Origin of the sequence: Streptomyces sp. NPDC007901 (assembly GCF_042959465.1) — a bacterium.
In the GTDB taxonomy this organism is placed as follows: domain Bacteria; phylum Actinomycetota; class Actinomycetes; order Streptomycetales; family Streptomycetaceae; genus Streptomyces.
The window spans coordinates 745942-759511 of record NZ_JBIBKW010000001.1; the positions used below are offsets into that span (position 1 = coordinate 745942).

11 protein-coding genes are annotated in these 13570 nt (G+C 71.8%); 8 read left to right on the forward strand and 3 right to left on the reverse strand.

The window, feature by feature from the left end; translation table 11 throughout:
- Window positions 1–7 precede the first annotated feature (7 nt).
- The gene (locus tag ACFZDK_RS03640; RefSeq protein WP_390969354.1) at window positions 8–1363 is read right to left on the reverse strand and encodes a M14 family zinc carboxypeptidase; all 1356 of its coding nucleotides are present in this window, start codon (window positions 1361–1363) and stop codon (window positions 8–10) included.
- A gap of 350 nt (window positions 1364–1713) precedes the next feature.
- On the opposite strand from ACFZDK_RS03640, the gene ACFZDK_RS03645 reads away from it, so the two are divergent.
- The 3 genes from ACFZDK_RS03645 (at window position 1714) to ACFZDK_RS03655 (ending at window position 5612) form a co-directional block, all read left to right on the forward strand.
- The gene (locus tag ACFZDK_RS03645; RefSeq protein WP_390969356.1) at window positions 1714–4089 is read left to right on the forward strand and encodes a LuxR C-terminal-related transcriptional regulator; all 2376 of its coding nucleotides are present in this window, start codon (window positions 1714–1716) and stop codon (window positions 4087–4089) included.
- 15 nt (window positions 4090–4104) lie between these two features.
- Complete coding sequence (locus ACFZDK_RS03650; RefSeq protein WP_390969357.1) at window positions 4105–5025, forward strand: MEDS domain-containing protein; 921 nt, start codon at window positions 4105–4107, stop codon at window positions 5023–5025.
- 68 nt (window positions 5026–5093) lie between these two features.
- Window positions 5094–5612 (forward strand): ATP-binding protein, encoded by a 519-nt coding sequence (locus tag ACFZDK_RS03655; RefSeq protein ID WP_390969359.1) that lies wholly within the window; start codon window positions 5094–5096, stop codon window positions 5610–5612.
- 71 nt (window positions 5613–5683) lie between these two features.
- Here the strand turns inward: ACFZDK_RS03655 and ACFZDK_RS03660 are convergent, their stop codons facing one another.
- Window positions 5684–7408: a glycosyl hydrolase family 18 protein gene (locus ACFZDK_RS03660; protein ID WP_390969361.1), complete on the reverse strand. Its 1725-nt coding sequence runs from the start codon at window positions 7406–7408 to the stop codon at window positions 5684–5686.
- A gap of 308 nt (window positions 7409–7716) precedes the next feature.
- Between ACFZDK_RS03660 and ACFZDK_RS03665 the strand changes: the two genes are divergently transcribed.
- The 5 genes from ACFZDK_RS03665 (at window position 7717) to ACFZDK_RS03685 (ending at window position 11488) form a co-directional block, all read left to right on the forward strand.
- Entirely contained in the window at window positions 7717–8544 is an 828-nt protein-coding gene (locus ACFZDK_RS03665) for a hypothetical protein (RefSeq protein ID WP_390970095.1), read from the forward strand.
- A gap of 76 nt (window positions 8545–8620) precedes the next feature.
- Window positions 8621–9322, forward strand: a complete 702-nt coding sequence (gene cpaB / locus ACFZDK_RS03670; RefSeq protein ID WP_390969362.1) for a Flp pilus assembly protein CpaB — start codon at window positions 8621–8623, stop codon at window positions 9320–9322.
- A 12-nt stretch (window positions 9323–9334) separates the two neighbouring features.
- On the forward strand, window positions 9335–10594 hold the full coding sequence (locus tag ACFZDK_RS03675) for a P-loop NTPase (protein ID WP_390969364.1): 1260 nt from the start codon (window positions 9335–9337) through the stop codon (window positions 10592–10594).
- A 212-nt stretch (window positions 10595–10806) separates the two neighbouring features.
- Window positions 10807–11136, forward strand: coding sequence for a pilus assembly protein (locus ACFZDK_RS03680; protein ID WP_390969366.1), 330 nt, complete (start codon window positions 10807–10809; stop codon window positions 11134–11136).
- Window position 11137: 1 nt separating this feature from the next.
- The gene (locus ACFZDK_RS03685) at window positions 11138–11488 is read left to right on the forward strand and encodes a TadE/TadG family type IV pilus assembly protein (protein ID WP_390969368.1); all 351 of its coding nucleotides are present in this window, start codon (window positions 11138–11140) and stop codon (window positions 11486–11488) included.
- Window positions 11489–11534: 46 nt separating this feature from the next.
- Here ACFZDK_RS03685 and ACFZDK_RS03690 read toward each other — a convergent pair whose 3' ends face one another.
- Entirely contained in the window at window positions 11535–13541 is a 2007-nt protein-coding gene (locus ACFZDK_RS03690) for a zinc ribbon domain-containing protein (protein ID WP_390969370.1), read from the reverse strand.
- Window positions 13542–13570: the final 29 nt, after the last annotated feature.

Here is a 13570-nt window from a genome sequence, read left to right on the forward strand (position 1 = left end):
GTACCGGTCAGCTGCAGTACTGGGCTTCCTTCCCGATCGTCCGGTACACACAGTCCGCGTTCTCCAGCAGCTGGAACACCGCGTCCCGGTTCCGGGAGGTCTCCCGCTCGATCACCTCGTCGGGCGGGTAGAACCCACCCCCGGAACTGGACGTCGGATACATCTCGAAGGTGTAGTCGAAGATCCTCTGACTGCCCCACAGATAGTCGTCGATCGACCCGTCCGTGATGTACAGATCGCTCGACTGCTCCGGCGTGTAGCCGTTGCTCGCCGCCATCTTCTGGCCCAGCGCCTTGAACGCGGCGGCGTCGTCCGCGGTCATCCCGGTCGCCGTGTCCGCCGTCGTGTACCCGTACGGCCACAGCACCAGTTCGCTGTACGTGTGGAAGTCGATCCCGGCCTTGATCTGCTGCTTCCCGCCGACGACCCGGCTGCGCACGAAGTCGGCGACCACCTTCACCTCGGGCGCCGACTCGGCGGACGCGCCCCGGTAGGTCTCGGACGACGTCGAGCCCGACGAGCCGCCGCAGCAGCCCCACTTGTAGTTCCAGTTCCGGTTCAGGTCCGTGCCGACGTACGACGAACCGGAGTTGGGCTGCCGGTTCTTGCGCCAGGACCGGTAGGAGCCGGTGGCGATGTCGTACTCGCCGCCGTCCGGGTTGAGGTCCGGCACGATCCAGATCTCGCGGCTGTTGACGATGTTCGTGACCCGGGAGTCGGAGCCGTAGCCGGCGCCCAGTTCGCGCAGCAGGTACAGCGCCATCTCCACCGTGAGGTGCTCGCGGGCGTGCTGGTGGAAGGTGAGCAGGACCTCGGGCTCGTTCTCGTCCGTCGCCACGTTGTCGCTGACCTTGATGGCCACGATGTCCCGGCCCTGGTACGACTTGCCGATCACCTGCTTGCTCATGATGCCCGGGTAGGCGGCCAGCCGCTGGTCGATCTCGGCGTTCATCTCGGCGTAGTTGTGGTACTTCGAGTCGGCCGTCGGGAAGTCGAACAGCCGCAGCGCGTCGGCGGCGGACGACCGGTCCGGGGCCGCGCCCAGCGGGGTGACGTCGTAGCCGAGCCGCTTGAGCGCCGCGATCTGCGCGGCGCGCCCGGAGACGACCACCGTCTCCTCGTCGGCCTCGTCCACGGTGACACCGGTCTGCTGGATGGCCGCGCGGGTCACCGGGGTGGTGTGCTGGTGGATCTCGTACTGCCGGACGTCGTCGGGCGAGGGTGCCGCCGGCCGCGCGCTGTCGGCGGTGGCGTGGGTCGCCGTGGCCGACAGCGGGGCCGCGAGGGCGAGGGCCAGCAGGGCGCCGAGCGCGGCGGTCCGTCTGCCGCCGCGGGTACCGGAGCCGCGGATGCGAAGTCGCATGAAGTCTCCTAGAGGGGGAGGTGGGGGTGGTTCAGTGCGACGGTTCTGTGCCTTGCGGGTCTTCTCTGTCCTCTGTGGATCTGTGAACTTGCTGTGCGGGTGCCGCTCATCGTCTGGGAATGGCATGGACAGGTCAAGACGGTAAAATCAGCCGCTCCCGGCGCAGCGTAAATCAGCCCCTTGGCACAGCCGTGTAGCCCGGCCTGTGCGATCGGCCGCGCAGTGTACGCCGGACCCCGCCCGCGCAAGCAGCCCCCGCCGAAGTACACCCACCCGCGTGACGCCGGTGTGCGTTCCCCCGGTCCGCCGGGGGACGGTGGACGGACGGCCAAGAGGAGGGCTGGCTGATCATGGGCGGATCAGCGCCGCGCGGGGGCTGCCATCTGCCGGTCGAGACGACCAGCTTCGTCGACCGGCGCACCGAACAGAACGCGGGCCGCGAGCTGGTGGCCAAGGCCCGCCTCGTCACGCTCACCGGACCCGGCGGCGTCGGCAAGACCCGGCTCGCCGCACACATCGCCGGCCGCGTCGAACGTGCCTTCCCCGACGGCATCCGCTATGTCGCCCTCGCCGGTCTGCACGACCCTGAACTGGTCCCGCTGGCCGCCGCCGACGCCCTCGGGCTGCACGACCACTCCGACCGGCCCCCGCTGGACACGCTGGTGGAGCGGCTCCGCGAGCGCCGGCTGCTGCTCGTCCTCGACAACTGCGAGCATCTCCTCGCCGCCTGCGCCGGCCTCGCCGCGGCCCTGCTGCGCGGCACCACCGGTGTCCGGGTCCTCGCCACCAGCCGGCACCGCCTCGGCCTCACCGAGGAACACCTCATGGAGGTACGACCGCTGCCGGTCCCCGACCCGGACGGCGACCTCTCCGCCGCCGAGGCGCACCCGGCCCTCGCCCTCTTCGCCGACCGCGCCGCCGCCGTACTCCCCGGCTTCCGGCTCACCCCCGCCAACCGGGGCGCCGTGGCCCGCCTCTGCCGCCGCCTCGACGGACTCCCGCTCGCGATCGAACTGGCCGCCGTACGGATGCGCGTCCTCGGCCTCGACCAGCTCCTCGCCCGCCTCGACGACCGCTACCGCCTCCTCACCGCCGGCAGCCCGGCGGCCCTGCCCCGCCACCAGACGCTCCGCGCGGCCGTCGACTGGAGCCACGACCTCTGCACCGAGCAGGAACAGTCCGCCTGGGCCCGCCTCTCCATCCTCCCCGGCAGCTTCGACCTGGAGACAGCCGAGGCCGTATGCAGGACACCGCGTGCTGAAGCGGGAGCTGACGTCGGCGCCGGACTCAGAACCACAGCGACCGCCCCCACCCCCCTCGACGCCCTCGAAGTGGTCGCCGGGCTGGTCGACAAGTCCGTGCTCGTTCGTGAGGAGGGCGTGTCCGGTGCCGGGGTTCGTTACCAACTGCTCGACACCCTTCGGCATTACGGTCTGGACCGGCTTCGGGAGCGGCCCGGTGAGGAGGTCGCCGCGCGGCTTCGGCATCTGGGGCGGGTTCAGGCGCACGCGTCCGCCTGTGAGGCGGCGTGGTTCGGGCCGGGGCAGCGGGAGATCGTGGCGCGGCTCCGGGCGGACCAGGACAATCTGCGGGCGGCCCTCGACTTCTGTCTGGGCGCCGGCGGCGAGGCCCGCGCGGGGCTGCGGCTCGCGGGCACCCTCTGGTTCTACTGGCATGCGTGTGGCGCCCCGCGGGAGGGCCGGTACTGGCTCGACCGCGCCCTGGACGCCAGCCCCGAGCCGACCCCCGAACGGGCCCGCGCCCTGTGGGTCTCCGCCCTGCTGGTCGGCAGCCCCGAGGACCTCACCCGGGGCCTGCGCCGCGCCCGCGAGGCCCGGGCGCTCGCCGAGCGGCTCGGTGACCAGGCGGAGGCCGCCCACGCCGACTACGTGATCGGCGTCGTCCAGCTCTTCGCCGACGACCTGCCCGCCGCCCGCGCCCACTACGAGACCACCGTCGCCCGCGGCCCCGTACCCGGCCAGCACCTCAGTCTGCGCGGCCTGGACCTGGTCGAACTGGCCTGCGCCCACGCCTTCCTGGGCCGGGCCGACCGGGCCACCGCCGTCTGCGAGGAGGCGCTGCGGCTCTGCGAGGCGCACGGCGAGGACTGGGTCCGCTCCTACGTGCTGCGCATCCTCGCCCTCGCGCACGCCGTCCGCGCCGACTGGCGCCGCGCCGAGCCGCACGCCCGTGAGGCGCTGCGCCGCAAACGCGAGGTCCACGACGTCATCGGCATCGGGCTCACCCTCGACCTGCTCGCCCGGATCGCCGACGGCCTCGGCGCCGCCGAGCGCACCGCCGTCCTGCTCGGCGGCGCCGACCGGGTCTGGTCCGACATCGACCGCGACCGCTGGGGCTCCACCGCCCTCAACTCGGCCCGCCGTGACTGCGAGACCCACGCCCGCGCGGCGCTGGGAGCGGTGGCGTACGAGCGGGCGTGCGGCCGGGGCGGGGCGCTCGACCTCGCCGGGATCACGGGCTTCGCCCTCGACGAGCAGCCGCGAATACCCGACTTGCGGCCGGAGGTGCGGACCGCACCCGTCCGGCTCACCCGCCGGGAGACCGAGGTCGCCGAGCTCGTCGCCGAGGGGCTGGGCAACCAGCAGATCGCCGACCGCCTGGTCATCGCCCGCCGCACCGCCGAGGGCCATGTGGAACGCATCCTCGGCAAGCTCGGCTTCAGCAACCGCAGCCAGATCGCCGCCTGGGTGACCGCCCGGCGCTGACGCACAGGAGACCCGATGAGTAGCAGTACCAGCGTGCATCCCGCCGCGGCTCAGGGGCAGTTCGACCACCGGATGGCCGTCTTCGGCTCGGACGACGCGTTCGTCGCCGCCGCCCTGCCCTTCCTCGCCGAGGGGCTCGCCGCCGCCGACGAGCCCCCGCCCGTCGCCATCGCCGCCCCCGCCCGGCTGGCCGCCCTGCGGGACACGCTCGGCAGCGACGCCAAGGAGGTCGGTTTCATCGACCACACCGACTGGTACATCGGTACGGCCGCCAACGCGGTGGCCCAGGGCGCCGGTTACCTGGCCGCGCACGCCGGGCCCGGCGGCCGTATCCACCTCCTCATGGAGCCCGACTGGGCGGGCCGCGCGGGGCGTTCGGCGCGGGAGAGCGCCGAGTGGATCCGCTACGAGTCCCTCGCCAACCTCCTCTTCGCACCCTTCGCCACCACGGCGCTGTGCGCCTACGACACCCGGACGGCGGGCCCGGCCGTCGTCGACGCGGCCCGCCGCACCCACCCGGGTACGGGGGTGTACGAGCAGCCGCCCGTGCTGGTGCGCGAGCTGGACGCCGTACCGCTGGCGCCGGTCCCGCGGACGGCCGAGCGGCTGCCGGCCCCGGAGGCGGTGGACGCCTGGTCGGCCGGGCTCGGACTGCCCGCGGCGGACGCCGCGTTGTTCGCCCGGGCGGTGGTGGAGGCGGCGGCCGCGCACGGACCGGTGATCGAGATCCTCGCCTGGGGCGAGGCCCCGGCCTGCCTGGTCGAGCTGCGGTTGTGCCGGGCCGTGGACGATCCGCTCGCCGGGTTCGTGCCGCCGCCGGGCGGTGCACCGGAGCCGGGGCAGGGGCTGTGGTTCACACGCCAGGTGTGCGCGTACGTCGATGTCCGGGACGGGGCGCCGGGGGACGTGGCGAAGATCCGCGTCCAGTACGCGTGAACGAGATGCCGTACGCGCGTACCCCCGTATCGGCGCATACGCGGGTATCGGATCAGGTATTCCTCCCCGTGCGCGGGGAGGCGGGCACCGGCACGCTGGTGGGCATGCTGCAGCCCTCCGGGAGTCGGCTCCCGGACGCCGGCCCCCCGTACGCCGAGTACCCGCAGCCCCCGACCAGGGCCGGGCATCTCAGCGTCGACTACGACCCCCGGCCCACGGCGGCGCGCGAGGCCCGGGTGGCGGTGCGACGGCAGCTGGAGGAGTGGGGGCTGGCGGACCAGGGGGAGGTGGCCTATGTGGCGGAACTCCTGGTCGGCGAGCTGGCCGCGAACGCGCTGTGCCATGCGGAGAGCCGGTTCCGGCTCACCCTGTGGGCCTCGCACGGCGTGCTGCGCTGCGAGGTCGCCGACGAGGACCACCGTCCTCCGAGGCTGCTGGACGCGGGCCTCTCGGAGGGCGGCAGAGGGATGTACCTGGTGGATGCGCTTGCCCGGCGCTGGGGCTGTCACCAGGACGGGCCGGGCAAGACGGTGTGGTTCGAGCTCGGTACCTGCGGGTGCGACGGATGCGGTCGGCGACAGCCGTAGCACCCCACAGCCCGGGTCCCGGCGGCCTGCCCGGCCACCGGGACCCACCCACGTGTTACGGCGCTACGGCGTCACGGCAGGGCGTGGACGTGGGCGCCCACCGAGGACGACCACGCGTTGCCGGCCGCCGCGTCCCAGTTCGTCGACCAGGTCATCGCGCCCCGCAGGTCGGGGTACGCCGTCGACGGCTTGAACGAGCCGCAGTTGGTGAGCTTGGTCAGGCAGTCCAGGGCGTTGTTCACCACGGTCGGGGAGACGTAGCCGCTGCCCGCCGCGCTGGTCGAGGCCGGCAGGCCGAGGCCCACCTGGGACGGGGCCAGGCCGCCCTGCAACTGGATGCAGGCCAGCGCGGTGAGGAAGTCCACCGAGCCCTGGCTGTACACCTTGCCGTCGCAGCCCAGCATCGAACCGCTGTTGTAGTACTGCATGTTGACGACCGTGAGGATGTCCTTGATGTTCAGGGCCGTCTGGAAGTACCCGTTGGACGTCGACTGCATGTCGATCGTCTGCGGGGCCATCGTGATGATCAGGGACGAGCCCGCCTTCGACGACAGCGAGCGCAGCGCCTGGCTCATGTAGGTGGCGTTGATGCCGTTCTCCAGGTCGATGTCGACGCCGTCGAAGCCGTACGTCTGCATCAGCGAATAGACGGAGTTGGCGAAGTTCGTCGCGGACGCCGAGTCGCTCACCGAGATCGTGCCGTTCTGGCCGCCGATGGAGATGATGACCTTCTTGCCGGCCGCCTGCTTGGCCTTGATGTCGGCCTTGAACTGGTCGACCGTGTACCCGCCGAGCCCGGAGGAGTCGAGGGTGAAGCTCACCGCGCCGGGTGTGCTGGTCGCGTCCGCGAAGGCGACGGCGATGATGTCGTAGGAGGACGGCACGTCCGAGATCTTCTGGACGGTGGCGCCGTTGTTGAAGTTCTGCCAGTAGCCCGTCACCGCGTGCTTGGGCACGGAGCCGCCGCCACCCGTGCCGGTCGCGGTGGTCGTCGCCGTCACCGCCGTCGACTTCGCCGACTCACCCGCCGAGTTGGTCGCGGTGACCTGGAAGGAGTACGACGTCGAGGCCGCGAGTCCGGTGACCGTGGCCGAGGCGCCGGTGACCGCCGAGACCTTGGTGCCGTTCTGGTAGACGTTGTAGCCGGTCGCGCCGGACACCGCGCTCCAGGACAGTGAGGCCGAGGAGGACGTCGTACCGGAGACCGCGAGGCCGGTGGGGGTGGCCGGGACGGTCGGGGCCGGGTCGGTGCCGCCTCCGCCGTCGGGGCCGTAGACCGAGAAGTCGTCGGCGTAGTAGGCGGGCTGGCCGTACCAGCCGTGCGTCCAGACCGTGACCGAGGTGGTCGAGGCGCCGGTGGTGAAGGTCGTCGACAGCTGCGTCCACGTCGTGTTCGGGGTCCAGGTCGACACGTCCGTGGTGCCGGTGCCGGTCACACCGAGGTAGGTGTAGGAGCCCTGCACCCACGCGCTGAGCGTGTAGGTGGAGTTGGCCTTCACCGCCACCGTCTGGCTGCACTGGGCGTAGTCCTGCCCGGCCGGGGTCGCCTTCAGCGCGGCGGCGCCGGAGTGGACGGGGGAGGAGACCGTCGTACCGCTGCCGTTGGAGCAGGTCCAGTTGGCGAGGGCCGACTCGAAGCCGGCGTTCTTCACGTTGTTGACGTCGGCGGCGGAGGCCGGGGCGGCGGACAGGCCCGCCATCGCGAGGGCCGTGGCGAGGGCGGCCACGGCCGACCAGGTGCGGATGGCTCGCCGTCCGGCATACCGGGACGCGAGTCGGGGGATGAGTCTGGGCATGACAATCAAGGTGGTCCAGACCAATTCAACTGTCAATAGGTCCAGACCAAATTCAAAGGGAGGGGCGGGGAGGGCGAACCGGCCTCGGTCATCTGCTCAACCTGTCCTGATTTGGCGCTACTTGTGTGGTCACGGATCCCAGACAGCTGCACAAACGCTGTTCTCCGGTCACAGAGGCGTGGTTACAGTGCTGAGGTAGTCACGCAATGAAGTCGTCCCGGCTCATTGGAGTAACACCGGTGGGCCGCCGGGGTGTGAACAGCGGGGAGCTGCCGGTGCCAACTGCCATTGCCGTGACCAGCGCCGACATGGCGCTGCCGGCGCAGGACGAGCGGACCGTGCCCGCGGTCGTCCTCCGCGACCTGGACCGGCGCCCCCTCGACCAGACCCTCGCCGAGTTCACGGCCCTCATCGAACAGCACGGGCACGTGATCGTCGTCTGCTCGGCCGCCGTACCGGAGCCCGTGACCCGGCGCCTGTACACGCTCCGCTCCCTGCTGGAGAGCGACCGCATCGCGCTGTTCCGCCCCGACCTGCCGCCGCTCGGCATCGCCGTCCTGGCCCGGCAGTTGCGGCAGCTGGCCTCCTGCGACCTCAGCCCCGGCGTGCTCGCGTCGGCCGGCCGGCTGCTCACCCACTACATCCACGCCGGCGCGGTCCTCGGCTCGGTCGCCAGACTGGACCGCGTCCCGGTCACCCTCAAGGCGCACGCCAAGTCCTGGATGCCCGGCACCCAGTTCGGCGTGATCGCCCACCCCGAGCCGCAACTGGTCCGGATCGGCCCGGAGGCCGCACTGAACGGCCCCGAGTTCAGCACCTGGATGCTGGTCGCCAAGGGACAGCTGCAGTCGGACTGGGTCGCCGGGCTCGCCAAGGCCTGGGGCGCGTACGGACTGCGCGAGACCCCGCTGCCCGCCGAGTCCGCCGACTGGTGGGGCACCGGCCGGATGATCGAGTTCACCAGCTACCTCGCCGACCTGTCGGTCCTCTACCAACTGGTCACCTCGGTCCGGCAGACCAGCTGCCACTGGTGCGGCATCGACGTCATCGGCGACCGCTGCGTCTTCTGCTCCGCCACCCCGCCCGACTACGACCCGCCGGCGCCCCGCGCGCTGGAACAGCGCACGCCCGCCTGACACCCCGGGCCACCCCGCACCACTCCCCGCTCGGCTCCCTCACTGCCCCCACTTCCCCGATGAGGTCGCACGGTCCATGAACTCCCGTCAGCGCCGCGGCGTGATACTCCTGATCCTGTCGGTGATCTGCGCGCTCGCCGCGTTCGCCGGTGTGCTCTCGGTCATCGACAACGCGAAGTCCGAGGTCGGTCCCAAGGTCACCGCGTACGAACTCCGGTCCGACGTCACGCCGTACACCACGCTGAGCCCGAGCCAGTTCAAGAGGATCGCGCTGCCCAAGCGGTGGCTGTCCGCCAACGCGGTCACCAGCCTCAGCCAGATCCAGGGCAAGATCGCGGTCACCACGCTGAAGAAGGGCTCGCTGCTCCAGACCGACATGATCGTCGACCAGCCCGAGCTGAAGCCGGGCGAGCAGGAGGTCGCCATCATGATCGACGCGGCCACCGGCGTCGCCGGCAAGATCACCCCGGGCTCGCTGGTCAACGTCTACGCCACCTTCGAGGGCAGGCAGCAGACCGACCCCGACCAGTCGAAGATCATCGTGACCAACGCCCGGGTCCTCGACGTCGGCCAGCTCACCTCACTGGAACCCGACAACAAGAACCAGCAGCCCACCGACGCCGTCCCCATCACCTTCGCGCTGTCCACGCTCGACGCCCAGCGCCTCACCTACGCGGAGTCCTTCGCCCAGCGGGTCCGGCTCGCCCTGGTCGCGCCCGGCACCACGACCACCGTGCCGGACAAGGACCGTACGTACGAACTCGCGACGGACAAGTGAGAGGCGCCCCGCATGCCCATCAGGATCCTCCCCGCCGTCGGTGACGCGGACGCCGTCCGCACCCTGGTCTCCCTGCTCAGCCAGCTCCCGGACACCGAACCCCTGCCGCCCGTCGTCGACTCCACCCAACTCGTCGACACCCTGGCCCGGGCCGCCGCCGAGTCCGTCGACGAACTCCCCGAGGTCGTCGTCGTCCACGAACGCATCGGCCCGGTCCCGGCCCTGGAGCTGATCCGCGAGGTCGCCCTGCGCTTCCCCGCCGTCGGCGTCGTCCTCGTCACCACCGACACCAGCCCCGGCCTGTTCGCCGCCGCGATGGACTCCGGCGCCCGCGGACTGGTGGGCCTGCCACTCAGCTACGAGGAACTCGCCGGCCGCGTCCAGGCGGTCGCCCAGTGGTCCACAGGCGTACGACGCCACCTCGGCCACGGCGCCGACGTGTTCGCCGGCGTCGGCGGCACGGTCGTGACGGTGAGCGGCGCGAAGGGCGGGGTCGGCGCCTCCCTCGTCGCCATCCAGATCGCCCTCGCCGCGCAGGCCTCCGGCCACCCCACCGCCCTCGTCGACCTCGACCTCCAGACCGGCGACGTCGCCTCCTACCTGGACGTCCAGTTCCGCCGCTCGGTCGCCGACCTCGCCGCCGTGGGCGACATCTCCCCGCGCGTCATGGCCGAGGCCGTCTTCCGCCACGACTCCGGGCTCGCCCTGCTCCTCGCGCCCGCCGAGGGCGAACGCGGCGAGGAGGTCACCGACCGCGCCGCCCGCCAGATCCTCAGCGCCCTGCGCTCCCGCTACGAGATGGTCATCGTCGACTGCGGCGCCCAGCTCGGCGGCGCGGGCGCGGCGGCCGTGGAGACCGCCGACATGGCGCTCCTCGTGACCACACCGGACGTCGTCGCCGTCCGCGCCGCCAAGCGCACGGTCCGGATGTGGGACCGGCTGCAGATCCGCAAGGCCGAGGAGACGACGGTCGTGGTCAACCGGCACACGAGGAGTACGGAGATCCAGCCGGCCCTGATCCGGCGCATCACCGGCACGGCGCTGGCGGGCACCGCCATCCCCGCCAACTTCAAGGAGCTCCAGGGCGCGGTGGACGCGGGCCGGATGCACGAACTGGACGCACGGAGCACGGTCAAACAGGCGATGTGGGCGCTGGCGGGGGAGCTGGGGCTCGTACGCAGCGGAGAGGCGGCGCCACCACGCAGGGCCGCGAGGGCGCGTGCCGCGGAGCGGGGCGCGGTGGGGTTCAGACGGCGGAAGGAACTTCCGTGAGGTGCCGTGGGGTGAGGTCGGGGTCGGGTTCGGGGTCGGGTTCGGGGTCGGCCGGTCGTCGGTCGGTAAAAGCAGGGCGCCAGGGTGAGCGCCCCTTCAGGGGCGCGGGGAACTGCGCGACCAGCCCCCACGCACCCGCACCCGACCGACGACCCACCTCCCCCTCCCGGCCCGCACGCGACCGCGGCCAGGTCTCCATAGAACTCCTCGGCATGACCCCGATCATCATCCTCACCCTCGTCCTCGTCTGGCAGGCCGTCCTCACGGGATACGCCTTCACCCTCGCGGGGAACGCTGCCGACGAAGGCGTACGCGCCGGCACGGCCGTCCCCCGGGCGGAGCGCTACGCGGCCTGTCAGCGCGCCGCGCTGGAGGACCTCTCCAGCGCCTGGCGGGAGGGAGCCACGGTGGACCAGTGCGGCGGCACCGGCACGGTGACCGCGGACGTCTCCCTACGCGTCCCGGTCCTCTTCCCCGGCACGATCGACTTCCCGGTCACGGTCCACGGCCACGCCGGCACCGTGGAGGAGGTGAAGCGCTGACATGCCCCGTCTCCGGCGCCCCCGCGACCGCGACCGCGGCCAGGTCGCCATCGAGTACCTCGGCTTCGTCCCGATCCTGCTCCTCGTCGCCCTGGCCGGCATCCAGCTCGGCGCCGTCGCCTACGCCGCCGAGCAGGCCGGCACGGCGGCCCGGGCGGGGGCCCGCGCGGCCTCGCTGCAGGAGGACGTCGGCGCGGCCTGCGCGAGCGCCGTCAGCGGCGGGATCGACGTCAGCTGCGCCTCCTCCGGCGGCGGCGACTCGGTCACCGTGACCGCCACGGTCCACATCCCCAAGATCGTCTGGGAGCTCGGCAACGCCACCAAGTCCGCCACGATGCCCGTCGACCACTGAACGTCGAGCACTGAACGAGGAGCACGGCAACCATGAGCGTCTCTGATCAGCTGAATGATCCTGTGTCAGACGTACTGTCCGGGATCTGTTCCCACCGGGGCGGGGAAGCGTGAGCGTGGAGATGGAATCCCGCGCCCAGTGCTGCTCCGCGTGGCCTGTGTGGGCCGCATGGGGGTCTCCCCGGCCGGGGGCCGGCGGTGGGTGTGCTGATCGTCGTCACGCCCTGGTACCGCTGGGCTGCGCGGGGCAGCTGCATCCGGCCCGGTGGTACGTGTCCCTCCGGACGCTGGCCCGCCAGACCCGAAGGGCTGGTGGGGGAGGGTACCCTGCGTCGCCTGGGCGCGGGGCGTGTGCGTCGTTGCCGGGTGGGACCTGTCTTGGACCGGTCCGTCCGGCTGGCTTGTGGCGCGGTTGGAGTGATGACCGCCTGCGCTTCGAGATTGTCCACGACTGCGCGGACGACCATCTGCCCGGTGGTGCGGTCGACGACGGTCATTGTTTGGTGGGTAAGGCCACGTGCGGCGATGCGCCGCCACGCACCGGTGTCGCGGTCGCCCTGCCAGCCGCAGCCGTCACGGTCGGGACATACGGCCCACTTCCAGCCCGGGGCGCTGGGCCGGTCGGGTGCCTTGCGGTGGCGCAGCGGGGTGAGGCACCGGGGGCATTGCTTGGAGGTGTTCCGGGCCGGGACGGTGACGATGGCGATACCCACCTCGGCAGCGAGGTGCCGCATGTGGTTGGCGATCTGCCCGCGTACCTGCTGGGACAGGCGGGCCTTCATGGTGCGGCCCATACCGCGAGCCTCCAAGGAGCGCAGGTCTTCGAGGTAGATGACCGTGGCACCGGCCGTGATGGCCTGATCCACGGCCCAGCGGGCCGCGGCCCTGGCCAGGGCATTGTTGAGGTTCGATCTGCGCTCGAACACCGCGTGGGTCTCGCTGGTCAGGACCGTGAGCCTGGAGGCCAGGGGATGTTCGGCGTCTTCGCCGATGAGCCGCTGGTAGTGGTCGGCTTTGGCATGCAAGCACTCGGACAGGCGGCGCAGCCGGTGCTGCTTGGCCAGCACGCCAGCGGCCCGGAACTGCGCGCCGGTGCCGAGAGCGGTGATGCGGTCGTTGTAGTGCAAGCGGGCAGCGCCCGCGCTGAGGAGCGTGTTCAGGCCCCAGTCCACGCCCAACGCGACCCGGTGGCCGGAGCGCTGGGCCTTTGGAACGGCGTGGGTGAAGGCGAGGTCGGCGCGAACTACTCCCTGGTGGAGGCGCAGGGTGGGCAGGTGCAGCGCCGCGTGGGCCGGGATGGTGGGCGGCAGCGCGATCGGACAGGACACCCACGTCCAGTCCCGGTAGGAGTGCGGGGCAGGGCAAGTGGGCAGCTGCAGGCGCAGCAGTGCCCGCGCGGAGTCGTCGCCGCGTTCGATGGTGGCCTGCTGTCCGTCGCATGCGGAAAGCAGCAGCATGCGCGCGGCGCGCGGCGTTGCCTCGGCTTCGAACACGTCGCCAGGCAGTCGCCCGTGCTTGCGCTCGAACGCGGAGATCTGCCGGGTGCGGGACTTGATGACACTTCCTGGCAGATGTTGCCCGCCCGGCACCGCCGCGCGTACGGCATCCCATTCCTCAGGAGTGCGTCTGTCCGGATCGGCGGGCCATGTCGCCAGCACACCGGAGGTGAGGTCGGCCCGCCACTTCGCGGAGCGCAGAGTCCGTCCGGCCTGCTCCTGCGCCATGCGCACGAGACGGTCGTTGACCTGGACGCCCTCCGGCGCGGCAGCCGCCCAGCCCAGGCGGCGCAGTGCCATCCAGGCATTGGACGGCAGCTTCCTGCCGCCCGCGTCCTGACCGGAGGCCAGCACATCCACATCGGTGCTGTTCCAGTGCGTGGCCAGCAGATCGGACGTCAAGCCGGACACCAGGTCGGCCGCCCAGCCAACCCGAACAGTCAGCACAGCAGCAGGCAGGAGTTCGCCGCTCTTCTCATCCCGCCCGGTACGCAGCACACCACGGGCACACGCGGTACGGAAGGTTTCGCCCTCGGAGACCAAGAGTTTCCGGCTCATCGTTGCCTCCTCCCACTCGTGGTGCTGTC